Here is a 22,653-nt window from a genome sequence, read left to right as displayed (position 1 = left end):
CCCCCCTTTATTCCTGAAAACCCTGATCACTACCCTGTGCCTGGCCGCCGCCACTGGCGTCACCTGGGCCGACCAGCCTCTACCCCCCCCCCCGGAGCTGGAATCCGGCTACCGCAGCGGCCTGCAGCCAGTGCACGCCAGCCGGCACATGGTGGCAGCCGCCAACCCGCTGGCCAGCGAGGCCGGGCGGGCGATGCTGCGCGCCGGTGGCAGCGCCATCGACGCGGCGATCGCCATGCAGATGGTGCTGACCCTGGTCGAGCCGCAGTCCAGCGGTATTGGCGGTGGTGCATTCATCCTGTACTGGGATGGCCAGCGCGTGCAGGCCTTCGATGGCCGCGAAGCCGCGCCGGCAGGGGTGACGGAAAAACTGTTCCTGCAAGCGGATGGCTCGCCAATGCCGTTTCGTGCAGCGCAGATCGGCGGTCGGTCGGTGGGCGTGCCGGGGGTGCTGCGGGCGCTGAAACTGGCCCATGATCAGCACGGCAAGCTGCCGTGGAAGGACCTGTTCGCGCCGGCCATCGCCCTGGCGCGCAATGGTTTCGCCGTTTCCGAACGGCTGCACACGTTGGTCGCCGGTGACCCTTTCATTGCCCGCTCACCGGCCATGGCGCGCTACTTCCTGGATGACCGGGGCAAGCCGCTGGCCGTCGGCACGACCCTGCGCAACCCTGCGCTCGCGCAGACCTTTGAGCGCATTGCACAGCAGGGCGTCGATGCCTTCTACGGCGGTGAGCTTGCCAAGGCCATGGTCGCTGAAGTGCGTCACCACGCCAATGCCGGGCAGTTGTCGCTCGAGGACTTGCAGCGTTATCAGGCCAAAGAGCGTGAACCGGTCTGTGGTCCGTACAAGGCCTGGACCATTTGCGGCATGCCGCCGCCGTCGTCCGGTGGGGTGACTGTGCTGCAGACCCTGGGCATTCTCGATGCCCTGCAGCGCACCTCGGCGCAGCGCGACCTGGCCGACCTGCCACCCCTCCAGGTGGCCTCGGTGGCGGGGCTTGAACCCGCACCGCAGGCTGTGCACCTGATGGCCGAAGCCGAGCGCCTGGCCTATGCCGACCGCGCCCAATACCTGGCCGACAGCGACTATGTGCCGGTACCGGTCAAGTCGTTGCTCGACCCGGCCTACCTCGCCGAGCGCGCCAAGCGGGTCGGCGAGTACAGCATGAAGCACGCCCGTCCGGGCACTCCACACGGCGCCAATCTGGCACTGGCGCCAGACCGTTCGCCACTGCGGATTTCCACCTCGCACCTGTCTGCCGTGGACGACAGCGGCCAGGCCCTGGCCATGACCACGTCGGTGGAATCTGCCTTCGGTTCGCACCTGATGGTTGGCGGTTTTCTGCTGAACAACCACCTGACCGACTTTTCTTTCCTGCCAGCGGAAAACGGCAAACCGGTGGCCAATCGGGTGCAGCCGGGCAAGCGCCCGCTGTCGGCGATGGCGCCAACCCTGGTGTTTTCACGCGCCTCTGGCGAACTGGTCGCAAGCCTCGGCTCCCCCGGAGGCTCGCAGATCATCGGTTACGTGAACAAGGCGTTGATCGGCCTGCTGGACTGGCATCTCGATCCGCAACAGGCAGCCAACCTGCCCAATTTCGGCAGCCGCAATGCGGGCACCGAAGTGGAGGCTGGGCTGGTCAGCCCGGCGCTGATCCGCCAGCTGGCGGCCTGGGGCCACGAGGTCACACCGATGACCATGACCAGTGGCATGCAGATCATCCAGCGCACGCCCGCCGGATGGGCCGGTGGTGCCGACCCGCGACGCGAAGGGGTGGCGCTCGGCGATTAGCTATCTGCATTGCCGGGCCAGGGCTTGCATGTTAGAAGTCAGTCTTGCCATTCAGTCGTTGAATACCCACATGTCCATCAGCGTTAAATCGAATAGAGCCCTGTTCGACCTCGACTTGTTGCGCGCGGTCGTCGTGGTGGCCGATTGCGGCAGCTTCACCACGGCCGCCGCGCGCCTGCACTCGACCCAGTCGACCATCAGCCAGAAAGTGCGCCGCCTCGAAGACATGGTCGGCCACCGCCTGCTGGTGCGCGGCAACCGCGACGTGCTGCCGACCGATGCCGGGCAGACCTTGCTCGGTTATGCCCGGCACATGCTGGCACTTAACGACCAGATGCTCGAAGCCCTGGCCGGGGCCATGGTCGGGGTCACCGTGCGCCTCGGCGTGCCCGAGGATTTTGTCGGCGGGCGCACCACCAATGCACTGTCGGCGTTCAGCCGCTTGCACCCGCAGGTCAAGCTGGAAGTCACCAGCGGCCTGTGCCGTGACCTCAGCCAGGCCTATGACAACGGCGAGCTCGACCTGGTGCTGCTCAAGCAGCGGCGCAACAGCCGCGAGGGCGTGGCCTGCTGGCCTGAGCGCCTGCAGTGGATCGACAGTGCGCGGATGCCGGCCTTCGAGCTGGACCCGATCCCGCTGGTGACCTTCCCGCCGCGGGGGCTGTACCGCGAGGACATGATCAGTGCCATCGAAGGCATGGGCCGGCGCTGGCGCATCAGCTTCACCAGTTCCAGCCTGAGCGGTATCCAGGCGGCGGTGGCCGATGGCATGGGCATCAGCCTGCTGCCGCCCCGGGCAGCGACCGACGAGCACCGGGTGCTGGGGCCGGCGCAGGGGTTGCCGGAAGTGGACAGCTACGAGATCGTCATCGTGCACAAGCCGACGGCGGATGTGATGGTCAAGGATCTGGCCGGGGTGATGTCGCAGCTGCTGGCTGGCGGAGGTATCTGACGGCTTTATTTGTAGGAGCGGCCTTGCGTCGCGAAAGGGCTGCGCAGCAGCCCCAGGGTTTCCGTGTAAACGCAGAGATTGCTGGGGCTGCTGCGCAGCCCTTTAGCGACGCAAGGCCGCTCCTACAAGGCGGTGCGGGCTTGCGGTCAAGGCATGCCGAGCCACTCCGGCAAGGCCAGCGAAATGAACGGCACATAGGTCACCAGCACCAGGAACAGCAGCAGGATCGACAGCCACGGCAGCGCTGCGCGAATCGTCTGCCCCAGGGTCAGCCCGGTGACCGCCGAGGTGACGAAGAGGTTCAGCCCCACGGGCGGGTGCACCAGCCCAATCTCCATGTTCACCACCATCACGATCCCCAGGTGAATCGGGTCGATGCCCAGTTTCATGGCGATCGGGAAGAAGATCGGCGCCAGGATCAGGATGATCGCCGACGGCTCCATGAAGCTGCCGGCCACCAGCAGCACAATGTTGACCATGATCAGGAAACCGATTGGCGTCAGGCCCTCGGACATCACCCACTGGGTGATCTGCTGGGGGATCTGCTCGGTGGTCAGCACATGGGCGAAGAGCATGGCGTTGGCGATGATGAACAGCAGCATGATGGTCAGCCGGCCCGATTCCAGCAGCACTTTCGGGCAGTCACGCAGGCGCATGTCCTTGTAGACGAACAGCGCGATGAACGCCGAGTACACCGCTGCCACGGCGGCCGCTTCGGTAGGGGTGAACATACCGCTGTAGATGCCGCCGAGGATGATCACCAGCAGCAACAGGCCCCAGAACGCACGCCGGGCGGTGCCCAGCCATTCGGCGAAACTGGCCCGTGGTTGCGCCGGCAGTTTCTTGATGCGGGCAACGATGTAGATGGTGATCATCAGGAACACGCCAAGCAGGATCCCTGGCACCACGCCGGCCATGAACAGCTTGCCGACCGAGGTCTCGGTGGCCGCCGAGTACACCACCATGACGATCGACGGCGGGATCAGGATGCCCAGTGTGCCAGCGTTGCAGATGATCCCGGCGCCGAACTCGCGCGGGTAGCCGGAGCGCACCATGCCGGCCACGGCAATCGAGCCGACGGCCGCCACGGTGGCCGGCGACGAACCCGACAGCGCGGCGAACAGCATGCACGCCAGCACCGCGGCAATGGCCAGGCCACCCCGGATATGCCCGACGCAGGCATTGGCGAAATCGATCAGGCGCTGGGCCACGCCACCGGTGGTCATGAAGGCGCCCGACAGCAGGAAGAACGGAATGGCCAGGAAGGTGTAGCTGTCGGAGGTCTCGAACAGCTTGATCGCCAGCGAGCTGAGCGAGTCCTGGCTGAACATCAGGATCGACAGCGCCCCCGACAGGCCCAGCGAGATGGCGATCGGCACACCGAGGAACATGAACACGAACAGCAGCAGGAACAGGCAGATAACCGTCATCAGTGGTGCTCCTCACCGGGGTTGGCCAGCTTGCTGGCTTCGGCGGCCTCGTCGGCCAGGCCCAGGCCGTACTGGCGGTGGGTGAACAGGCGGTAGAGGATTTCCAGGTAGCGGATGATGACCAGGGCGAAGCCCAGCGGCACGATCAGCGCGATATGGCCGACCTTGATGCCGTAGCGGTCGAGGTCCTCGGCGCCGATGCCGGCCACCAGCACCGCGCTCACCCATTTGATGCTCGCCACCAGGAACAGCCCGGCGTAGGCCAGGCAGCAGGCGCAGGCGATCATTGCCAGCACCCGTTGCACCGGCTTGCGGGTGCGCCGCACCAGCACGTCGACGCCGAGGTGGCCGGCGGTGCGCACGCCGTAGGAAATGCCAAAGAAGATCAGCCAGCCGAACAGCGCCTTGGTCAAGGCGATGCTCCAGGTCATCTCCTGTGCGTAGGCCATGAGGTGGTCGCCGATGCCCAGCAGCAGGTCGCTGGCGAATGCCCAGTGGTCACTGAGCGTGTAGAACATCGTGTAGAGGTTGTTCAGTGACACGTAGATGAAAGTCACCAAGGTCATGGCCGCCAGGAGAAAGGCGATCATGCCTTCCTCGAAGTGCTCCCAGACACGCCTGAGCGATTGCATAAGGATTCTCCAGACAGAGAGAGGGCGGGCCACCCGCAGGAAGGGTGGCCGGGGCAGGGCGCAGGAGGGTCAGGACGACTTGTTGGCGTCCTCAGCGGCCTTGATCAGGTCGGCGCCGATCTGCTCGGAGAACTTCTCCCACACCGGGCGCATCGACTCGCGCCATTGCTGGCGTTGCTCGGCGGTGAGCGGGTCGATCTCGCTGGTCTTGGCGTCGATGATCTTCTGCCGGGAGGTCTGGTTGAGCGCTTCGGCCTGCTTGTTCACCTCGACGGTGACCTCATCCATGATCGTCTGCAGTTCGCCGCGCACGTCCTCAGGCAGGCCGTTCCAGAACGTGGCGTTGGTGATCACCATGTAGTCGATCAGCCCGTGGTTGGTCTCGGTGAAGAACGGCTGCACTTCGTTGACCTTCTGGCTTTCGTAGTTCGACCAGGTGTTCTCGGTGCCGTTGACGGTGCCGGTCTGCAGGCCCTGGTAGACCTCGGCGAAGCTCATCTTGCGCGGGTTGGCGCGGACCGCCTTGAACTGCTCCTCAAGCACGCTGGAGGCCTGCACGCGGAACTTCAGGCCGCGGGCATCCTTGGGCAGGATCACTTTCTTGTTCGCCGACAATTGCTTGAGGCCGTTGTGCCAGTAGGCCAGGCCGCGGATGCCCTTGTCTTCCATCGAAGTCAGCAGTGCCTTGCCCTGCGGGCCTTGCTGGAAGCGGTCGACGGCGGCCAGGTCGTCGAACAGGAACGGCAGGTCGAAGATCTGCACCTGCTTGTTGTAGTGCTCGAATTTGGCCAGCGAGGGCGCCAGCATCTGCACGTCGCCGAGCAGCAGGGCTTCCATTTCCTTGCCATCGCCGAACAGCGAGGAGTTGGGGTAGACCTCGACCTTGACCTTGTCCTTGAGTTGCGGGTCGGCGGCAACGAGCTTCTGGAACATCAGCGCACCCTGGCCCTTGGGCGTGCTGTCGGCCACCACGTGGGCGAACTTGATGATGATCGGGTCGGCGGCCTGGGCCAGGCCGGCCATGGACACTGCAGCGGCGCAGAACAGCGCCTGGGTCAGCTTCAACATCGGTGTCACCTCTGATTTATTTTTGTAGGAGGAGTGGGGGTAACGATGGACCAAGGGCGTGCGTGTGGAGAATCAGCATTTGTGTAAGGCGGCGTTCGGCTGCGGTGAACGCCGGCGAGTGCAGCCTATGCGATCGCTGTAGGAGCGGCCTTGCGTCGCGAAAGGGCTGCAAAGCGGCCCCGGCCATCTACCAGGTGAGCCAAAATCCTGGGGCTGCTCCGCAGCCCTTTCGCGACGCAAGGCCGCTCCTACAAAGTTCAGTGTTTGTGCTGAGCCAGCAACCGCTGCGCCCGCAACACCACCGGCGCATCGACCATCTGCCCATCCAGCTGGAAGGCCCCGGCGCCATTGGCCGCCTCGTTCGCCGCCAGCACCCGCCGCGCCCACGCCAGCTCTTCGGCACTGGGCGCCAGCGCCGCATGAATTACCGCCACCTGTTGCGGATGAATGCACAACGCCCCGCCATAGCCCATGTCATAGGCATGCCGCATGGCCCGCTGCAGCCCTCGGGCATCGGCGATGGCCGGGTACACCCCGTCCAGTGGCGGCGCCAGATCCGCCGCCCGCGAATGCAGCTGCACCGCCATGCGCGCCTGGTCGAGAAACTGCCGGGCCGCCTCGCTCTCGGTGTTCAAGCCCAGGTCCAGTGCCAGGTCGAGGCTGCCGAACGACAAGCGCTCGACGCCATCTGCCGTGGCGATCTGCGCCAGCGCCAACAAGCCCTTGGCACTTTCGATGATCGGCCACACCGGCTTGCCGCCCTGCCAGGCCACCGCCACGTGCGCGGCGTTCTCCGTCTTGGGCAGCAGCAGCCCGGCAACCCCCGGCTGCTGCGCGCTAAACGCCAGGTCCGCCGCGTGCTGCTGATGCTGCGGCGCATTCACCCGCACCCACACCGACGCCTGCGGTGAGGCCTGCAGAAACGCCGCCAGGTTGTCGCGGGCCTGCTGCTTCAGCGGCTCCTCGACCGCATCCTCGAAGTCGACGATGACCACATCGGCGCCCGCCGCCAGCGCTTTGGCGAAACGTTCTGGCCGGCTGCCGGGCACGAACAGTGCTGAGCGCACGGTGTTCATACCACGCCCCCCGACACCAGGCTGGCCTGCTGTTCGGCCGTGAAACCCAGCTCGTCGAGGATGCCGCGTGTGTGCTGCCCCAGCCCCGGCACAGCGTCCATGCGTGGCGCGAATGCCGTATTGCGCCCCGGCGGCAACAGCGCCGGCAGTTTGCCGGCCGGGCTGTCCACCTCGTGCCAGCTGTCGCGGGCCTGCAGCTGCGGATGCTGCCACACGCCGTGCATGTCGTTGACCCGGGCGTTGGCGATCTGGGCGTGTTCCAGGCGCGCCACCACTTCGTCGAGCGACAAGGCGGCAAACCGTTCGACGATGATCTGGCGCAGTACTTCGCGGTTTTCCGAGCGCTTGAAGTTGGCACTGAAGCGGTCATCGCTGGCCAGCGCCGGGTCCAGCAGCACCTTCTCGCAGAACAGCGCCCATTCCCGTTCATTCTGCAGGCCGAGCATGATCGTGCCGCCACCGCCGGTGGGGAATGGCCCGTAGGGATAGATGGTCGAGTGCGAGGCCCCGGCGCGTGGCGGTGGCGGTGCACCGTTGTAGGCGTAGTACATCGGGTAGCCCATCCACTCCACCAGGCTCTCCAGCATCGACACATCGATGCGGCTGCCCAGGCCGGTCTTGTCGCGCAACAGCAGCGCCGACAGCACACCGGTGTAGGCGTACATGCCGGCGGCGATGTCGGCGATCGAGCAACCGGCCTTGGCCATTTCCTCGTCGCCGGGGCCGCCAGTCACCGAGAGGAAGCCGCCCTCGCTCTGGATCAACAGGTCGTAGGCTTTCTTCTTCTCATACGGGCCACCTGCGCCGTAACCGGAGATGTCGCAGACGATCAGGCGCGGGAAGCGCTGGTGCAGGCTTTCGAATGACAGGCCCATGCGTGCGGCTGCGCCGGGTGCGAGGTTTTGCACGAGCACGTCGGCCTTGGCCAGCAGGGCGTCGAGGATACTGTCGGCAGCTTCCTGCTTGAGGTCGAGGGTGAGGCTTTCCTTGGAGCGGTTGGTCCACACGAAGTGCGAGGCCAGGCCATCGACGCGCTGGTCGTAGCCACGGGCGAAGTCGCCGCTGCCGGGGCGTTCGACCTTGATCACGCGGGCGCCCAGGTCGGCCAGCTGGCGGGTGCAGAAGGGCGCGGCGATGGCGTGTTCCAGGCTGACGACGGTGATGCCGTCCAGCGGGCGGGGTGCGGTTGGAGTCATGGGTTCACCTGTTCATCATCAGTGCAATGCGGCCAGCGAGCGCGCATCGCGCAGCTGCCAGACCTGCTCGATCAAGGCCTGGCCCTGGGCTGGGCTGCGGGCGCCGGAATAGGCAAGCAGGCGCTGGAACTTGGCTTCCAGCTCCGGGCGCGAGAGGGTGTTGCCGGGGTCGCCCTTGGGCTCGTCGATGGCGGCGCTGAAGTGGCGGCCATCGCTGCAGGTGACCTCGACCCGGCCCAGCCAGCGGGCCGGGTAGGCGGCGTCCACTTCAGGGTCCAGCTGCATCTCGACCTTGTCGCGCAAGGCTGCGACCCGTGGGTCGGTCAGCGCCAGGTCGCGGAATTCGATGAGTTGGGCGCTGCCATGTACGGCGATCAGGCCCAGCACGGTGCCCATGGAGAACTTGGCCTGGTGCACGGTGGTTGGCGTGGTGACTCGGCCAAGCACATCGATGGCACCCTGGTGCACGCGGGTGACCACCTTGGCGATCTGCTCGTGGCTCAGGCCTTCGCGCTGCATGAGATGCAGCAGCGCGTCGGCGGCGGGGTGGGTGTGGCGGCACGAGGCGTGGAACTTGAACGAGGTTTCCACCAACGCCCAGCGCGTGCCCAGGCGGTCACTCAGGCGCACCGGGTCGGCGTCGCTGGACATGCCGGCGGCCAGGCCCTGGTCACCTTCTAGGATATTGCGTGCACCGCTCAGGCCATCGGCCGTCAGGTAAGCGGCGAGCAGGCCATCGGCAGCGGCCTTGGCCGTGTGCAGCTGTTTGGAGTCGGCCGCGTCGCGCAGGAACTCCCAGAGCCCGGCGGCCTGGGTGCCGGCGCTACCAAGCAGGTTGATGAACTGCTCCTTGTCGAAGCCCAGCAGCTTGCCCACGCCGATGGCAGCAGCCAGGGTGCCGACGGTGGCGGTGGTGTGGAAGATGCGGTAATGCGAGCGACCCAGGAATTCACCGATGCGGATGCCCGCTTCGTAGCCGGCCACAGCGGCCAGCAGCAGCTCCTGGCCGGACTTGCCGAGGTCCTGGGCGGCCGCCAGCACGGCGGAGAACACCACCGTTGCCGGGTGCAGCACCGAGCTGTTGTGCAGGTCGTCTTGCTCCACCAGGTGCGAGGCGGCGCCGTTGACCAACGCGGCGAAATAGGGCGATGAAGTGCGCCCGCTGGTCAGCACGCGGGCGCTGCCTTGGGTGGGGCCCATGCGCTCGGCATAGCGCTCGAACAGCGGGATCGGGTGCGCTCCCTGGCTGGCCAGGGCCGAGCCTAGCCAGTCGAGGAACAGGTCTTCGGTGCGCGCCAGCACAGGGCCGGGGATCTGTGCGTAATGCAGGTCGGCGAGGAAGCCGGCCAGGGCTTGGGTATGCTGCATGCTCAGGCCCTCAGAAGCTGCGCGGCAGCTCGAGCAGGTGCTCGGCTACGTAGGACAGGATCAGGTTGGTGGAGATCGGCGCCACCTGGTACAGGCGGGTTTCGCGGAACTTGCGCTCGACGTCGTATTCGCAGGCAAAGCCGAACCCCCCGTGTGTCTGCAGGCAGGCGTTGGCCGCTTCCCACGAGGCCTTGGCTGCCAGGTACTTGGCCATGTTGGCGCTGGCCCCGGCGTTCTGCCCGCTGTCGTATTCGGCGCAGGCGCGCCAGCGCATCAGGTCGGCGGCCTCGATTTCGATGTGGGCCTCGGCGATGGGGAACTGCACGCCTTGGTTCTGCCCGATCGGGCGGCCGAACACCACGCGGTCACGGGCGTAGGCACTGGCTTTTTCGACGAACCAGCGGCCATCGCCGATGCACTCGGCGGCGATCAGCGTGCGTTCGGCATTGAGGCCGTCAAGGATGTAGCGGAAGCCTTTGCCTTCCTCGCCGATCAGGCTGCTGGCGGGCAGTTCGAGGTTGTCGAAGAACAGTTCGTTGGTCTCGTGGTTGACCATGTTGGCGATCGGCTGCACGGTCAGGCCGTTGCCGATGGCTTCACGCAGGTCGACCAGGAAGATCGACATGCCCTCGGATTTTTTCTTCACCTCAGCCAGCGGCGTGGTGCGCGCCAGCAGGATCATCAGGTCCGAGTGCTGGATGCGCGAGATCCACACCTTTTGGCCATTGATCACGTATTTGTCGCCCTGGCGCACGGCAGTGGTCTTGATCTTGGTGGTATCGGTGCCGGTGGTGGGCTCGGTCACGCCCATCGACTGCAGGCGCAATTCGCCGGTGGCGAGCTTGGGCAGGTAGTGACGCTTCTGTTCCTCGCTGCCATGGCGCAGCAGGGTGAACATGTTGTACATCTGCCCGTGCACGGTGCCGGAGTTGCCGCCGCAGGCGTTCACCTCTTCGAGTATCACCGACGCCTCTGCCAGGCCCAGGCCCGAGCCGCCGTAGGCTTCCGGGATCATCGCCGACAGCCAGCCGGCGTCGGTCATGGCTTTGACGAAGGCTTCCGGGAAGCCCTTTTCTTCATCGACCTTGCGCCAGTAGCTGGCGTCGAATTCGGCGCACAAGGCGCGCACGCCTTCGCGGATGGCATTGAGGTCATCGCTGTCGTACGTATGCATGCGGGTGTTCCCTGTCTGGTATCAGTCGAAAAGCACGTCGGCGCTTTGCGCCACGCCGTCGGCATTGCCGGCCCACAGCTGTGCCTGGCCTGGCGCGCTGATGCGCCCGGCCACCTCGAATGGCGTGGGCACGGTCAGCGGGCGCACGCCGCGGTAGGCGAAATGGCGCACCTGCTTGCCCGGGTTGGCGCGGATGAACGCGCGCAGGTTCAAGGTGGCGATCATCGGGCCGTGCACCACCAGGCCGGCGTAGCCTTCTGTGTCGGTGACGTAGGGGAAGTCGTAGTGGATGCGGTGGCCGTTGAAGGTCACGGCGGAGTAACGGAACAGCAGGGTCGGCGTCGGCGTTACCGCTTCGCGCCAGTCGGCCGGTGCATCGGCCGGGGCGCTGTCGAGCCTGGGCGGGTTGGGCTCGCGGTAGACGATGTCCTGCTCTTCACGCACGCATAATTCACCGTGCTGCGAGTAGTCGTGGCGCACCGTGACGAACAGCAAGGCGCCGGTGCGACCTTGCTTTTCCTCGATATGCAGGAGGGTCGACAGGCGATGGGCCTCGGCACCGACCTTGAGCGGGGCGATGAATTCGACCCGCCCGCCGGCCCACATGCGGTTGCGGTTGTCGGCCGGGGGCAGGAAGCCGCCGCGTGCCGGGTGGCCGTCAGCGCCCAGTTGCGCTTCGGCCAGCGGCTCCTGGAAGAAACACCACATCCACAACGGTGGCAGGGGTTGGCCGACGGCGGGTGCGGTGTCACCGAAGGTGGCGGCGATGCGCTTGATCAGGTTGCGGCTGAGCTCATCGACGGCCTCTTCCGTGCGGCCGATCCAGGCGCTGTAGTCGATGGGCGGGTGGGAAGCAGTCATAACCATGGGCCTCTGCATTTGTTGTTATGGGCCGATCATGCGAGGCGCCTGGCATTCTGTGAATTTGCATTTGTGTAAGGCAGCGTTCATGTATGCTGAACGCCATGTATTGGCCTGCACGGGCCACAACCGGAGCCTCACATGCATTTCGACCTGGCAGACCTGCGGCTTTTCATCCATATCGGCGAGTCGCCGAGCCTGACCCAGGGTGCGCGTCGGGCGTTCCTTTCGCCGGCAGCAGCCAGTGCGCGGGTCAAGGCGCTGGAAGCCCAGCTCGACACGCGTCTGCTTTACCGTGACAGCCGCGGCGTGGAGCTGACCCCGGCGGGGCACAAGCTGCTGATGCATGCCCGGCTGATCATGCGCCAGGTCGACTACCTCAAAGCCGAGTTCACCCAGTTCGGCACCGACCTGGCCGGGCATATCCGCATCTTCGCCAACACCACTGCCGTCACCGAGTTCCTGCCCGAAGTGCTAGCCGGCTTCATGGCCAAGCGCCCTGGGGTGACTGTCGACCTGCAGGAGCGCCTGTCGCGGGACATCGTGCGTGGTGTGCTCGATGGCAGCAGCGACATGGGCATCATCGCAGGGCCCGTGGAGGCCAGCGGCCTGCAGGTGATGCACTTCAGCACCGACCGCCTGGTGCTGATCGTGCCGGCGGGCCATGAGCTGGCAGGCCGCAAGACGGTGTCGTTGAAGCAGACCCTGGACTTCCAGCATATCGGTTTGCACGACGGCAGCACCTTGTTGAGCTTCCTGCGTGACCATGTGGAACGCATGGGCCTGAACCTGTCGCTGCGCATTCAGCTGTCGAGCTTCGAGGCGATCTGCCGGCTGGTGGAGGCGGGGGTGGGCATTGGCATCATCCCCGAGTCGGCTGCGCTGCGGCACAGCCAGACCATGGAACTGGTCACCATCAGCCTGGATGAGCCATGGGCGGTGCGCGAGCGGAGCATCCTGGTGCGTGAACTGGAGGCGTTGCCGGGGACGGTGCGGGCGTTGATTGCGACGTTGATGCCTGGAGCTTGATACTGACAGGGCGAGTTTCGCTGAAAGCAGTACTTACATTTTCACAGATGAGCGTAGCGAATCAGGGTGCTACTGTTCGGTGCAACTATTGCACTCTATACTCTTCCTATGCCTACGATCCATCGGCTGTCTGACTGTTCGATTTGCATGTACGCGAATGATCATGCGCCACCTCATTTTCATGTAAGGTTCAATGATGGTCGCCAGGCACTGATAGCGATTGAGGATCTGTCACTGCTGACGGGCTTTGGCGGCTCGGCGGTTTCAAGGCGGGAGCTGTGTGAAGCGATTGAATGGGCCTCGCAGAACAGACCTCAACTGCTTGCCAAATGGAAGGAGTTGAATCAATGACCAACAGGCATTTCCAGCTGAAAGACATTGCGGTTTTCGCCCCCAGTTCCTTGCTGTTGACTTTCGCGGACGGTGAACAGCTTCCGGTGAAACTGGACGAAATCATCGCCAGGCATCCGACCTTGCACAGACTCTCGAATCCCGCCGTTTTTGCAACCGCAGCAATAGGGGAGTGGAAGGACACTGTCATCTGGGCCAACGACGACAATCTGGAACTGGCTGCCGACAACCTCCGTGCGCGGGCTGTGGAACAGGCTGGCGAGTGCTCGCACGAGCATCTCTGGAACTGGATGGCAAAACACGGGATGACGTTGGACCGAGCAGCGCAAGAGCTGGGCTTGAGTCGTCGAATGCTGGCCTACTACCGAAGTGGAGAGAAGCCCATTCCAAGGACGGTAGCGCTTGCGATGAAGGGTTGGGATGCGTTGTATGCGGGAAAGGCCAAGTCCAGAAAAGGCAGCGAACGCGTGACTATCCATCGTCACGCGGAGAAAGTATCTCCCGTCAAAACTGCTTCATCATGAAAGCCCCAGGGTAGGCGCGGCGTCCTTGCACCATAGGCGTGCGCCCTGCGGGCCGGCGCAAGCGTGCAAGGGAGTGCCTGCTGGAAGGCGAATCCAGCTCAAAGGTTGCAGGCTGAACTGCGCACCGTCCAGGCTGCCTTGCAAAAGCAGGCATTCAAGGCCGCGCGGGTTGTCCAGGTGAACAGCGGCGCCGGGTTGCAGGTGCTTGATACACACCTGTTCGTAGGCGTTCGAAAACAGCACCTGGTCGCCCTGCGCCGATACCGTTGCGACCAGCTGCTGGTCATCGTCGGGGTGAAACTGCTGCAGGCGGACGAAGATCGTGCAACCCTCGCTGGACTTCGGCGCGTGCGCGCTGCCTGGCGGGTTGCGCACATAACTGCCAGCCGGGTAGCGACCGCGCTCATCCTCGAAGACGCCTTCCAGTACCACAAATTCTTCGCCGCCAGGGTGCGGGTGGGCGCTGAAATGGCTGCCGGGGGCATAACGCACCAGGCTGGTGGCGCGGGCCTTTTCGCCACCGATGCGAAACAGCGGGCGGCGCTCGACGTCAGGCAGCGGGCTGGCCAGCCAGGGCAGGTCGGCACCGTGCATGATGGCGGGCAGGGTCAGGTCGGCGTTCAGGCGGTCCGGGAGCATGGCGGTTTTCCTGGAGTTGCAGGGTTGGCTGTAGCGGCCCGCCCATGATCAGCTGTTGTTAAAGAACGATAAAGGCTCTACAACGACGGACAAACAAGAATTTCCACCTCAGCGGTGTCAACACCCTGAGTGCCCGCACTACAACCATCGCCGGCCACGGTAAACGATCCTGGCACTGGCCCGCCCTGTTCAGCCTTGTGGCCTTCGCTGCCAATTCGATCTTCTGCCGCCTGGCCTTGCGCGATGGGGCAATCGATGCCGAGTCGTTCACTGTGCTGCGCCTGGCCAGCGGGGCGGCGTTTCTGTTCCGGCGCAGGCTATGCGATGTGGTACGGGGTGGTGAAACAGGTCGGTGCCCAACAGGCGGCGACGATGCAGCTCAGTGTGCCGGTCATCGCCGCGCTGGGTGGTGTGCTGCTGATCGGCGAAGCGATGTCGCTGCGCCTGCTGCTCGCCTCGCTGGTGGTGCTGGGTGGCGTGGCGCTGGCGCTGCTGCCGGCCAGGCCACGTTAGAAGAAGCTGCGCTGGGCCTTGAGGGTAACCATGCTTTCGCAATAGGTGTTGATGCCGGCATAGGCGTCGCAGCCGCTGCCGCTGAGGTCGGAGTTGCTGTAGATCAGGTTGAGGTCGATGCCCAGCCACGGCCGTGACAGCTCCAGCGACCAGTCGGAAAACCCGCTGATCTGGCTACCGTCGCCGATGGTGAAGGGGGTGCCCAGGCGGTGGTGGGCGAGCTTGACGGTCAGGTCGACATTGAACAGCGGCAGCTGGCCAAAGTCGGCGAACAGCGTGCCGGTGCGGTTGCCCGGGTTGTCGCGCCAGGCGCCGCCGAAGCGGCTGCCGAGCACCGAAATGCCGCCGTACAGGGCGTAGCTGTCGGGGCCGGCGATGTTCGGTTGGCTGTAGTGGATCAGCCCCACTTCATAGCCCAGGGTGCTGTCGAAGTGATGCTTGTAGCCGGTATAGCTGTCCAGGCGCAGGGTGGAATCGGGCGTGACGCCCACGCTGGGTGCGTACTGGCCGAGGTACCAGCCGCTGGGGTGGCTGAGGTCCAGGCCGCCGTGGAAGGCGCCCACCGCGCTCGGCGAGATCAACCCTTGGGCCATGCTGCGCGAGGGTGTGGTGCCGAGCTTGAAGTCGAAATCGCCCAGTTGGCGCTGGATCTGTTGCGCGTGCAGTGCCGGGCTTGAGAGGAGTGCCGCGGTCAGCAACAGAAAGGGCCTGATCATGGTCACCGTCCTGGAAGGCTTGCTCTTGAGCGGCCAAGCATACCTTTGCCGAGTGCACCTCGGCCAGCCGCCCGTACCTGTGCGTGGCAGGCGCGGACGGACGGCCGGGGTGCAAACCCTCAACCCAGCTCGCGTTCGAGCTGCTCGCGATCCAGTGCGCCGTCCCAGCGGGCGACGAACAATGTGGCGACGCCATTGCCAATCACGTTGATCAGCGCACCGCCTTCGGAGATGAAGCGATAGATGCCCAGCACCAGGACCAGCCCGGCGGCGGGGATGACATCCAGCGAGCCGAGCGTGGCTGCCAGGGTGATGAAGGCGCCGCCGGTGACGCTGGCTGCGCCCTTGGAGGTCAGCAGCAGGATCAGCAGCAAGGTCACCTGGTGGTAGAGCGACACATCGATATCCAGTGCCTGGGCAATGAAGATCGCCAGCACGGTCATGTTGATGCAGCTGCCGTCGAGGTTGAAGCAGTAGCCGGACGGCACCACCAGGCCCACCGTGGATTTCTCGCAGCCGAGTTTTTCCAGCTTGCCCATCAGTCGCGGCAGCGCTGACTCGGAAGATGAGGTGCCGAGTACCAGTACCAGCTCTTCGCGGATGTACTTGAGGAACTTCCAGAGGCTGAAGCCGGCCAGGCGGGCAACCAGGTTCAGCACCACGAAGACGAAAACCAGCCCGGTCAGGTAGTAGCACAGCAGCAGATGCCCATAAGCACTTAGCGACTGCACGCCGTACTTGCCAACGGTGAACGCCATGCCGCCGAACGCCCCCAGCGGCGCCACGTACATGACGATCTTGAGCATGCGGAAGAACGCCTTGGCCACCAGGTCGAGGGTGTCGAGCAAGGGTTTGCCGACATCGCCGAGCAGTTGCAGGCCGAAAGCGAACAGCACGGAGATGAATAGCACCTGAAGGATGTCGCCTTCGCTGAAGGCGCCGAACACCGTGCTCGGCACGATGTGGGTCAGGAAGCCGACCACGCTCTGGTCGTGGGCCGCCTTGCTGTAGCCGGCGATGGCGCTGGCGTCGAGGGTGGCCGGGTCGATGTGCATACCCACGCCCGGCTTGAGCAGGTTGACGCCGATCAGGCCGATGACCAGGGCGATGGTGGTCAGCACCTCGAAGTACACCAGCGCCTTGAAGCCGATGCGGCCGATGCGCTTGAGGCTCTGCATGCCGGCGATGCCACTGACCACCGTGCAGAAGATGATCGGTGCGATGAGCATCTTGATCAGTTTGATGAAGGTATCGCCCAGTGGCTTCATCTGCTCGCCCAGCCCAGGGCTGAAATGGCCGAGCAGAATACCCAGGGCGATGGCGGCCAGCACTTGCACGTACAGGTGCTGGTACAACGGTTTGCGGCGGATGGCCGGCAGGTCGTTTGTCGAGCTGATTGTTGTTGTCATGGTGCTCTGCCTTGTACTTGTTGATTTGCGCACGGTCTTGTAGGCGCGGCCTTGTGTCGCAAAAGGGGGGCGCAGCGCCTCCGGGATTTCAGCTTCACCGCGACCATTGGCGGGGCCGCTGCGCGACCCTTTAGCGACACAAGGCCGCGCCTGCAAAGGGCGCGCTCGCTAGGAAACCAGGTTGATCGGCTGCCCCTTGGCGAACGCTTCGATATTGGCCAGCAGCACCTGCTTCAGGCGCGCCACGCTGCTCTGGCTGGCCCAGGCCACATGCGGGGTGAGCAGCAGGTTGGGCAGCCCGGCCTGCAGCAGCGGGTGATCGGCACGCGGCGGCTCGCCGTCCAGCACATCCAGCGCGGCACCGCCCAGGTGGCCATCGAGCAAGGCGGCGAGCAGGGCGTGTTCATCCACCAGCGGCCCGCGGGCGGTATTGATCAGCAAGGCGCCGGGCTTCATCCGGGCCAGCTGCGCAGCGCCGATCAGTTGGCGGGTGCGCGGCGTCAGCGGGCAGTGCAGGGTGATGGCGTCGGCCTGTTGCAGCAGGTCGTCGAAGGCCACATAGCCTTCGCGCACAGTGCTGGCGCCCTGGTGCTCGGCGAACAGCACGTTCATCCCCAGTGCCTTGGCCAGGCGTGCGACGCGGCTGCCGATGTCACCGCGGCCGACGATGCCCAGGGTCATGCCCTGGATATCGTTGATCGGCGCCTGGTGGACGCAGAAGTGGCTGGAGGTTGGCCAGGCGCTCACCGCCGCCTGGCGGTAGGCGAACAGGTGCCGGCGCAGGGCGAACAGCGAGGCGATCACCGACTCGGCCACGCTCACGGCCGAATACGCCGGCACGTTGCACACGCTGATGCCCAGGTCACGGCAGGCCGCCAGGTCGATGCAGTCGTAGCCGGTCGCGGCCACACAGATCAGCTTCAGCGCCGGCAGGCGCTCCAGCTGGCTGCGCTGCAGGCTGACCTTGTTGGTGATCGCCACCTGGGCGTCGGCCAGGGCGTCGAGCACTTCTGCGCTCGTGGTGCTGGGGCGTACTTCATAGCGGCTGGCCTGGGCCGGGCGATTCAAGGGCGCAGGCAGGCTCGCACCGTCGAGAAAAACGATGTTCATGGGGGACCTCTGCAGGGCTGTCAGGCGGGAAGGCGTTCGGCGATCTCGATCAGGTTCAGGTCCGGGTCGCGCACATACACCGAGCGGATCGGGCCGGTAGCGCCAGTGCGCTGCACCGGGCCTTCGACGATCGGCCATTGCGCCTCGTGCAACCGGGCGATCACGGCTTGCAGGGGGATGCTGGCGATGAAGCACAGGTCCAGCGCGCCCGGCACCGGCAGATGGGCCTTGGGCTCGAACTCATGGCCGCGCACATGCACGTTGATCTTCTGCTGGCCGAAGCGAAACGCCAGGCGGCCGGCGCCGAAGGTTTCCCGTTGCATGCCCAGCACGCGGGTATAGAAGTCGCAGCAGGCGTCGACGTCGCAGGTGGTCAGTACCAGGTGGTCCAGGTGGTTGATCATTGGGTGGCCTCCGTGAGGGTCGAGACGACTTGCCTGCTCAGGGTCTGCACGTGTTGCGGGATCGGGTGCAAATCCAGGCGCTTGCCGGCCTTGAGCACCTGGCTCGGCGTGGCGTGGCCGACCAAGCCGGGCAGGCGCGCCGACGCGGCCAGCACTTGGTCCAGGTCTACCGCGGTGTCATAGCCCATCAGGGTCAGCATGTGCAACAGGTCTTCGGTGCAGACGTTGCCGCTGGCCCCGGGCGCATACGGGCAACCGCCAAGGCCGCCGAGCGAGGCGTCGAAGCGGTCGACCCCGGCTTGCAGTGCCGCCAGGGTATTGGCCAGAGCCATGCCGCGGGTGTCGTGGAAGTGCAGGGTGACCTGCAACTGTGGAAAGCGCGCCAGCACGCGCGCACTCAACTGCTGCACCTGTGACGGGAAGGCCATGCCCGTGGTGTCGCACAGGGTCACCCCGCGTACGCCCAGTTGTGCGAAACGGTCAATCCAGCCGAGCACTTCGTCTTCCTTGACGTCACCTTGCATCGGGCAGCCGAACACCGTGGACAGCGAGACATTCACCGCAACGCGGCTGTTGCCGATCACCTCGATCACTTCGCGCAGCTGGGCGAACGACTGCTCGCGGGTCATGCGCAGGTTGGAGCGGTTGTGCGGTTCGCTGACCGACATCACCAGGTTGGCCTCGTCGATGCCACAGCCCAGGGCGCGTTCGGCGCCACGCACATTGGGCACCAGCACGGTGTATTCGACACCGGGGTGGCGGCGGATGCCGTGCATCACCGCTTCGGCATCGCGCAGCGCCGGGATCGCCTTGGGCGAGGTGAACGAGGTGACCTCGATCTTGGCGAAGCCGCAGCGGCTCAGGGCATCGACCATGGCGATCTTGTCGGCGGTGTCGATGAACGTGGCTTCGTTCTGGAAGCCGTCGCGGGTGGCGACTTCCTGCAGGTACAGGCGTTTCATGCGCTGTGCTCCTTGTTAGATGATGCCGCGGCTGCGCCACAGCTCACGGGTGGTGGCGTCGATACCCTGGGCTTCGAGTACGCGGTCGGTGTGCTCACCGAGTTTCGGTGCCGGGCTGCGGACCTGGCCAGGCGTGGCCAGCAACTTGGGTACGATGCCGGGCAGGGTCACCGGCGTGCCGTCGTCGAGCCGGGCCTCGAGCAACATGTCGCGGGCCTGGTAGTGCGGGTCGTTGGCGATGTCCTGGGCGTCGTAGATCTTGCCGGCGGGGATGCGCGCATCGTTCAGCGCCGCCAGCACGTCATCGAGCGGGCGCTCGGCCGTCCATGCCGAGATGGCTGCGTCGATGCGCGCCACGTGCAGCACGCGGCCGTCGTTGTGCGCGAGCGCCGGGTCATTGGCCAGGTCTAGGCGGTCGATCTTTTCCATCAGGCGGCGGTAGATGCTGTCGCCGTTGCCGGCGATCAGCGCGTACTTGCCATCCTGGCAGCGGTAGGCGTTGGTCGGTGCGATGCCCGGCAGGCTGCTGCCGGCCGGCTGGCGCACAGTCTGGAACACCGAGAATTCGGGCAGCAGGCTTTCCATCATGTTGAACACCGACTCGTACAGCGCTACATCCACCTGCTGGCCCTGGCCGCCGTGCTGCTCGCGGTGGCGCAGGGCCAGGAGCACGCCGATCACGCCGTGCAAGGCCGACAGCGAGTCACCGATGGACACGCCGACCCGCACCGGAGTGCGCCCTGGCTCCCCGGACAGGTGGCGCAGGCCGCCCATGGCTTCGCCAATCACACCAAAACCTGGGCGGTCGCGGTAGGGGCCGGTCTGACCGTAACCGGACACCCGCAACATCACCAGCTTCGGGTGGAGGGCGTGCAGTTCGTCCCAGCCCAGGCCCCAGTTCTCCAGGGTGCCGGGGCGGAAGTTTTCGATGAGTACGTCGGCCTCTGCAATCAATTGCCTGGCCACCTCGCGCGCTTCGGGCTGGCGCAGGTCGAGGGTCACCGATTGCTTGTTGCGCGACTGTACGGCCCACCACACCGACGTGCCGCCGTGCAGCAGGCGCCATTTGCGCAGGGGGTCGCCCGTGGCGGGCGGTTCGATCTTGATCACTTCGGCGCCGAACTCGGCGAGCATCTTCGCAGCGAATGGCCCGGCGATCAGCTGGCCCATCTCGACTACCTTGATACCTTGCAACGGCAGGGTCATGGCGTTGTCCGCTCTTGTGGTTGGTATGTGCCGATAGTCCTCGTCTGGCGGGCCGATGAAAATTGGCGAATTCTCCAGTACCCTTTCGCAAATCGAAAGGCTGGGGGTGCGCCATGAACCTGTTGCATGTGGACTTGCTGTCGTTGCGCCTGCTGTTGCTGGTGGTTGATACGCGCAACCTGACCCAGGCGGCGCGGCTGGCCAATATGTCGCTGTCGGCCGCCAGCAAGCGCCTGGCCGAGCTTGAACGCCAGACCGAATGCGCGCTGCTCGAACGCTTGCCTCGCGGCGTCGAGCTCACGGCGGCGGGGCGCGGCATTGCCGAACATGCCCGGCACATCCTCGATGGGGTCAACCGCATGGCCTGCGATGCCAACGACTTTGCCGCAGGTGTGCGCGGCCATGTGCGGCTCACGGCCAATACCTCGGCCGTGATCCAGTTCCTGCCGCAGGACCTGGCCCATTACCTGGCCAGCAACCCCCACGTGCGCATCGGCATGGACGAAGCCCTCAGTGATGACATCGTGCAAGCGCTGCTGCATGGCACGGCGGATATCGGCATCTTCGCCGACAACGTGGCCGCAGAGGGTATTCACAAGCGCTGTTACCGCCGCGACCAGTTGGTGCTGCTGGTGCCGAGCGGGCATGCCCTGGCCGGCCATCGGCGGATTCGCCTGGCCCAGGCGCTGGATTACGAGTTCGTGGCATTGAACCAGGGCAGTTCACTGCTGCGCCGGGTCAGCGAGGCGGCGCTGGCCGATGGCAAGCTGCTCAAGGTGCGGATTCAGGTCAGTAGTTTCGATGGTATCTGCCGGATGATCGAGGCGGGGCTGGGGATAGGCGTGCTGCCACTGGCGTCGGTGCGAGCGGAGCTGCTTGGGCAGCAATTGCAGGCCATCGTGCTGGAGGACCCGTGGGCGTTACGTACGCTGTATGTCGGGGTGGCCGAACAGGCGAGCCTTTCGCCTGAGGCAACCCGGCTGTTCGAATACCTGGGCTCGCTCGACGGGGGCGATCAGCCTTTGATGGCGGTTTGAGCTTCGCCGGTTTCGGTGACTACCTGCTGGCTGGAGGAGCGTTCGATAACACGTTTACGCAGTTCGTATTCGTCCAGCGACAGGCTTTGGCGCTGGATCGACTCGAGTTGCAACTGGCGGGTTTCCTCGGCGGTGTAGGGGCGCAGTTCGGGGTGGCTGGCGCAACCGGTGAGCACGGCGATGGTGGTGGCGGTGAGGGCAGCGAGCAGCAGGCGGGCCGTGGTGTTCATCGGTGGAAACTCCAGGATTCGGGTGATGGGAATCGATGGAGCTAGGTTATTGATTGCTGGCGGCTGGTAGAAATTGGTGTTGTCGATAGTGACTATTGAGGCTTCTACACGTTTCCAGTCCGTGACCACTCGGCGGATAGATGGGAAGTGAGTTTCAGCGGCCACTTGAACAATGAAGGGTTAGTTGAGCACCTTCATAGTTGCGCTACGCTGGAAAAACATTGCCGTGGCGTATTACCTGCCCGCATGAGCGCAAGCCTGCGCACCATGCTCGTCTGAAACATGGCATCCGTCAGTTCAGGCCCACCCCGAGGGGCAGTGTATGAGTGGACGTTTGCTGGAACCCGTCGATCGCATTACCGAAGTGATGTTCGGCCTGTTGATGGCCACGACCTTCACCGGTTCGCTCAGTGTGGCCACGGCCGGCCGGGAAGATGCCCGCCTGATGCTGATCGCGGCCTTTGGCTGCAACCTGGCCTGGGGCCTGGCCGATGCGGTGATCTACCTGCTGCGCACCTGGACCGAACGGACCCGCAGCCGCACCTTGCTGGCCCGGCTGCTCGCCGACGAGAACGGGCGCGAGGGGCGCCAGCTGATTGCCGATGCGCTGCCGGCGCGCATTGGCGAGGTGGTGGATGAACACGGCCTGGAACTGCTCAGGGTCCACCTGATGCGCAACGGCCGGCACCCGATGCCCGCGCGCCTTGGCCTGCAGGACTTCAAGGCGGCACTGGCGACCTTCTTGCTGGTGGTGCTGGCGACTTTCCCGTTGGTCATCCCGTTCCTGTTGACCGCACACACCGGCACCGCCATTCGGGTCTCCAACTTTGTCGCCCTGGCCATGCTGTTCCTCGCCGGCTGGCTGTTGGCGCGCTATTCCGGTGGCCGTGGGGTGCTGACTGGCGTGGTCATGACGCTGGTCGGGGTCGCGCTGATTCTGGCCATCATCGCCCTGGGTGGTTGATGCAGGG

Annotated in this window: 23 protein-coding genes and 1 tRNA gene; 7 read left to right on the top strand and 17 right to left on the bottom strand. The window is 65.1% G+C overall.

The window, feature by feature from the left end:
- Window positions 1–983: 983 nt before the first annotated feature.
- Window positions 984–1,063 (bottom strand) — tRNA-Val (locus APH27_RS26305).
- A gap of 802 nt (window positions 1,064–1,865) precedes the next feature.
- On the opposite strand from APH27_RS26305, the gene APH27_RS05090 reads away from it, so the two are divergent.
- Complete coding sequence (locus APH27_RS05090; RefSeq protein WP_060484180.1) at window positions 1,866–2,747, top strand: LysR substrate-binding domain-containing protein; 882 nt, start codon at window positions 1,866–1,868, stop codon at window positions 2,745–2,747.
- Window positions 2,748–2,893: 146 nt separating this feature from the next.
- Here the strand turns inward: APH27_RS05090 and dctM are convergent, their stop codons facing one another.
- The 8 genes from dctM to APH27_RS05050 all read right to left on the bottom strand — a co-directional run bounded on the left by dctM (window position 2,894) and on the right by APH27_RS05050 (window position 11,552).
- A complete protein-coding gene (dctM, locus tag APH27_RS05085; RefSeq protein WP_027920359.1) occupies window positions 2,894–4,177 on the bottom strand; it encodes a C4-dicarboxylate TRAP transporter large permease protein DctM in 1,284 nt (427 codons plus the stop codon).
- Window positions 4,177–4,809 carry a TRAP transporter small permease gene (locus APH27_RS05080; RefSeq protein ID WP_027920358.1) on the bottom strand — a complete coding sequence of 211 codons (633 nt, stop codon included), beginning with the start codon at window positions 4,807–4,809 and terminating at the stop codon, window positions 4,177–4,179. The genes dctM and APH27_RS05080 overlap by 1 nt, the downstream gene beginning before the upstream one ends.
- A 69-nt stretch (window positions 4,810–4,878) precedes the next feature.
- A complete protein-coding gene (locus tag APH27_RS05075) occupies window positions 4,879–5,877 on the bottom strand; it encodes a TRAP transporter substrate-binding protein (RefSeq protein WP_060484179.1) in 999 nt (332 codons plus the stop codon).
- A 257-nt stretch (window positions 5,878–6,134) separates the two neighbouring features.
- Complete coding sequence (locus tag APH27_RS05070) at window positions 6,135–6,953, bottom strand: CoA ester lyase (protein ID WP_060484178.1); 819 nt, start codon at window positions 6,951–6,953, stop codon at window positions 6,135–6,137.
- Complete coding sequence (locus tag APH27_RS05065; protein WP_060484177.1) at window positions 6,950–8,149, bottom strand: CaiB/BaiF CoA-transferase family protein; 1,200 nt, start codon at window positions 8,147–8,149, stop codon at window positions 6,950–6,952. Before APH27_RS05065 ends, APH27_RS05070 begins: the two co-directional genes overlap by 4 nt.
- Window positions 8,150–8,167: 18 nt before the next feature.
- On the bottom strand, window positions 8,168–9,517 hold the full coding sequence (locus APH27_RS05060) for an MmgE/PrpD family protein (protein WP_060484176.1): 1,350 nt from the start codon (window positions 9,515–9,517) through the stop codon (window positions 8,168–8,170).
- A 10-nt stretch (window positions 9,518–9,527) separates the two neighbouring features.
- Window positions 9,528–10,691, bottom strand: a complete 1,164-nt coding sequence (locus APH27_RS05055) for an acyl-CoA dehydrogenase family protein (RefSeq protein WP_027920353.1) — start codon at window positions 10,689–10,691, stop codon at window positions 9,528–9,530.
- A gap of 21 nt (window positions 10,692–10,712) precedes the next feature.
- Window positions 10,713–11,552 (bottom strand): MaoC family dehydratase N-terminal domain-containing protein, encoded by an 840-nt coding sequence (locus APH27_RS05050; protein WP_060484175.1) that lies wholly within the window; start codon window positions 11,550–11,552, stop codon window positions 10,713–10,715.
- A gap of 141 nt (window positions 11,553–11,693) precedes the next feature.
- Between APH27_RS05050 and APH27_RS05045 the strand changes: the two genes are divergently transcribed.
- The 3 genes from APH27_RS05045 (at window position 11,694) to APH27_RS05040 (ending at window position 13,456) form a co-directional block, all read left to right on the top strand.
- Window positions 11,694–12,581, top strand: a complete 888-nt coding sequence (locus APH27_RS05045; protein ID WP_060484174.1) for a LysR family transcriptional regulator — start codon at window positions 11,694–11,696, stop codon at window positions 12,579–12,581.
- A 108-nt stretch (window positions 12,582–12,689) separates the two neighbouring features.
- Complete coding sequence (locus APH27_RS25640) at window positions 12,690–12,932, top strand: DUF4160 domain-containing protein (RefSeq protein ID WP_079230521.1); 243 nt, start codon at window positions 12,690–12,692, stop codon at window positions 12,930–12,932.
- A complete protein-coding gene (locus APH27_RS05040) occupies window positions 12,929–13,456 on the top strand; it encodes a helix-turn-helix transcriptional regulator (RefSeq protein ID WP_027920350.1) in 528 nt (175 codons plus the stop codon). The genes APH27_RS25640 and APH27_RS05040 overlap by 4 nt, the downstream gene beginning before the upstream one ends.
- Here APH27_RS05040 and APH27_RS05035 read toward each other — a convergent pair.
- The gene (locus APH27_RS05035; protein WP_060484173.1) at window positions 13,451–14,095 is read right to left on the bottom strand and encodes a cupin domain-containing protein; all 645 of its coding nucleotides are present in this window, start codon (window positions 14,093–14,095) and stop codon (window positions 13,451–13,453) included. The genes APH27_RS05040 and APH27_RS05035 overlap by 6 nt on opposite strands.
- Before the next feature lie 255 nt (window positions 14,096–14,350).
- Here APH27_RS05035 and APH27_RS05030 point away from each other — a divergent pair, with 255 nt between their 5' ends.
- Window positions 14,351–14,608 carry an EamA family transporter gene (locus APH27_RS05030; protein WP_081784335.1) on the top strand — a complete coding sequence of 86 codons (258 nt, stop codon included), beginning with the start codon at window positions 14,351–14,353 and terminating at the stop codon, window positions 14,606–14,608.
- Here the strand turns inward: APH27_RS05030 and APH27_RS05025 are convergent.
- The 6 genes from APH27_RS05025 to APH27_RS05000 form a co-directional block, all read right to left on the bottom strand.
- The gene (locus APH27_RS05025; RefSeq protein WP_060484172.1) at window positions 14,605–15,324 is read right to left on the bottom strand and encodes a TorF family putative porin; all 720 of its coding nucleotides are present in this window, start codon (window positions 15,322–15,324) and stop codon (window positions 14,605–14,607) included. The genes APH27_RS05030 and APH27_RS05025 overlap by 4 nt on opposite strands.
- A 119-nt stretch (window positions 15,325–15,443) precedes the next feature.
- Window positions 15,444–16,733, bottom strand: a complete 1,290-nt coding sequence (dctA, locus tag APH27_RS05020) for a C4-dicarboxylate transporter DctA (RefSeq protein WP_027920346.1) — start codon at window positions 16,731–16,733, stop codon at window positions 15,444–15,446.
- A gap of 168 nt (window positions 16,734–16,901) precedes the next feature.
- Window positions 16,902–17,843 (bottom strand): D-2-hydroxyacid dehydrogenase, encoded by a 942-nt coding sequence (locus APH27_RS05015; RefSeq protein WP_060484171.1) that lies wholly within the window; start codon window positions 17,841–17,843, stop codon window positions 16,902–16,904.
- A 20-nt stretch (window positions 17,844–17,863) separates the two neighbouring features.
- Window positions 17,864–18,247 carry a VOC family protein gene (locus tag APH27_RS05010; RefSeq protein ID WP_060484170.1) on the bottom strand — a complete coding sequence of 128 codons (384 nt, stop codon included), beginning with the start codon at window positions 18,245–18,247 and terminating at the stop codon, window positions 17,864–17,866.
- Window positions 18,244–19,209, bottom strand: a complete 966-nt coding sequence (locus APH27_RS05005; RefSeq protein WP_060484169.1) for a hydroxymethylglutaryl-CoA lyase — start codon at window positions 19,207–19,209, stop codon at window positions 18,244–18,246. Before APH27_RS05005 ends, APH27_RS05010 begins: the two co-directional genes overlap by 4 nt.
- Window positions 19,210–19,224: 15 nt before the next feature.
- Window positions 19,225–20,415, bottom strand: coding sequence for a CaiB/BaiF CoA-transferase family protein (locus APH27_RS05000; RefSeq protein WP_060484168.1), 1,191 nt, complete (start codon window positions 20,413–20,415; stop codon window positions 19,225–19,227).
- Window positions 20,416–20,528: 113 nt separating this feature from the next.
- Here APH27_RS05000 and APH27_RS04995 point away from each other — a divergent pair, with 113 nt between their 5' ends.
- Window positions 20,529–21,452 (top strand): LysR family transcriptional regulator, encoded by a 924-nt coding sequence (locus APH27_RS04995; RefSeq protein ID WP_060484167.1) that lies wholly within the window; start codon window positions 20,529–20,531, stop codon window positions 21,450–21,452.
- Here APH27_RS04995 and APH27_RS04990 read toward each other — a convergent pair.
- A complete protein-coding gene (locus APH27_RS04990; RefSeq protein WP_027920340.1) occupies window positions 21,431–21,682 on the bottom strand; it encodes a hypothetical protein in 252 nt (83 codons plus the stop codon). The genes APH27_RS04995 and APH27_RS04990 overlap by 22 nt on opposite strands.
- A 322-nt stretch (window positions 21,683–22,004) precedes the next feature.
- Between APH27_RS04990 and APH27_RS04985 the strand changes: the two genes are divergently transcribed.
- Window positions 22,005–22,646 carry a VIT1/CCC1 transporter family protein gene (locus APH27_RS04985; RefSeq protein ID WP_060484166.1) on the top strand — a complete coding sequence of 214 codons (642 nt, stop codon included), beginning with the start codon at window positions 22,005–22,007 and terminating at the stop codon, window positions 22,644–22,646.
- The last annotated feature ends 7 nt before the right edge of the window (window positions 22,647–22,653 follow it).

The sequence above is a fragment of the Pseudomonas sp. NBRC 111123 genome (assembly GCF_001320205.1).
Lineage (GTDB): Bacteria > Pseudomonadota > Gammaproteobacteria > Pseudomonadales > Pseudomonadaceae > Aquipseudomonas > Aquipseudomonas putida_J.
Note: the sequence above shows the minus strand (reverse complement) of the source record. Positions and strands in the feature narration are given on the sequence as shown.

Excerpts from the sequence above, each read along its gene's own strand:
- APH27_RS05025 (WP_060484172.1), bottom strand. The coding sequence starts at position 15,324 with ATGATCAGGCCCTTTCTGTTGCTGACCGCGGCACTCCTCTCAAGCCCG.
- APH27_RS05045 (WP_060484174.1), top strand. The coding sequence starts at position 11,694 with ATGCATTTCGACCTGGCAGACCTGCGGCTTTTCATCCATATCGGCGAG.
- APH27_RS05000 (WP_060484168.1), bottom strand. The coding sequence starts at position 20,415 with ATGACCCTGCCGTTGCAAGGTATCAAGGTAGTCGAGATGGGCCAGCTG.
- APH27_RS05060 (WP_060484176.1), bottom strand. The coding sequence starts at position 9,517 with ATGCAGCATACCCAAGCCCTGGCCGGCTTCCTCGCCGACCTGCATTAC.
- APH27_RS05075 (WP_060484179.1), bottom strand. The coding sequence starts at position 5,877 with ATGTTGAAGCTGACCCAGGCGCTGTTCTGCGCCGCTGCAGTGTCCATG.
- APH27_RS05005 (WP_060484169.1), bottom strand. The coding sequence starts at position 19,209 with ATGAAACGCCTGTACCTGCAGGAAGTCGCCACCCGCGACGGCTTCCAG.
- APH27_RS05010 (WP_060484170.1), bottom strand. The coding sequence starts at position 18,247 with ATGATCAACCACCTGGACCACCTGGTACTGACCACCTGCGACGTCGAC.
- APH27_RS04990 (WP_027920340.1), bottom strand. The coding sequence starts at position 21,682 with ATGAACACCACGGCCCGCCTGCTGCTCGCTGCCCTCACCGCCACCACC.
- APH27_RS05050 (WP_060484175.1), bottom strand. The coding sequence starts at position 11,552 with ATGACTGCTTCCCACCCGCCCATCGACTACAGCGCCTGGATCGGCCGC.
- APH27_RS05055 (WP_027920353.1), bottom strand. The coding sequence starts at position 10,691 with ATGCATACGTACGACAGCGATGACCTCAATGCCATCCGCGAAGGCGTG.
- APH27_RS05030 (WP_081784335.1), top strand. The coding sequence starts at position 14,351 with ATGCCGAGTCGTTCACTGTGCTGCGCCTGGCCAGCGGGGCGGCGTTTC.
- APH27_RS05070 (WP_060484178.1), bottom strand. The coding sequence starts at position 6,953 with ATGAACACCGTGCGCTCAGCACTGTTCGTGCCCGGCAGCCGGCCAGAA.
- APH27_RS05040 (WP_027920350.1), top strand. The coding sequence starts at position 12,929 with ATGACCAACAGGCATTTCCAGCTGAAAGACATTGCGGTTTTCGCCCCC.
- APH27_RS05090 (WP_060484180.1), top strand. The coding sequence starts at position 1,866 with ATGTCCATCAGCGTTAAATCGAATAGAGCCCTGTTCGACCTCGACTTG.
- APH27_RS04995 (WP_060484167.1), top strand. The coding sequence starts at position 20,529 with ATGAACCTGTTGCATGTGGACTTGCTGTCGTTGCGCCTGCTGTTGCTG.
- dctM (WP_027920359.1), bottom strand. The coding sequence starts at position 4,177 with ATGACGGTTATCTGCCTGTTCCTGCTGCTGTTCGTGTTCATGTTCCTC.
- APH27_RS05035 (WP_060484173.1), bottom strand. The coding sequence starts at position 14,095 with ATGCTCCCGGACCGCCTGAACGCCGACCTGACCCTGCCCGCCATCATG.
- APH27_RS05015 (WP_060484171.1), bottom strand. The coding sequence starts at position 17,843 with ATGAACATCGTTTTTCTCGACGGTGCGAGCCTGCCTGCGCCCTTGAAT.
- APH27_RS25640 (WP_079230521.1), top strand. The coding sequence starts at position 12,690 with ATGCCTACGATCCATCGGCTGTCTGACTGTTCGATTTGCATGTACGCG.
- APH27_RS04985 (WP_060484166.1), top strand. The coding sequence starts at position 22,005 with ATGAGTGGACGTTTGCTGGAACCCGTCGATCGCATTACCGAAGTGATG.
- APH27_RS05065 (WP_060484177.1), bottom strand. The coding sequence starts at position 8,149 with ATGACTCCAACCGCACCCCGCCCGCTGGACGGCATCACCGTCGTCAGC.
- dctA (WP_027920346.1), bottom strand. The coding sequence starts at position 16,733 with ATGACAACAACAATCAGCTCGACAAACGACCTGCCGGCCATCCGCCGC.
- APH27_RS05080 (WP_027920358.1), bottom strand. The coding sequence starts at position 4,809 with ATGCAATCGCTCAGGCGTGTCTGGGAGCACTTCGAGGAAGGCATGATC.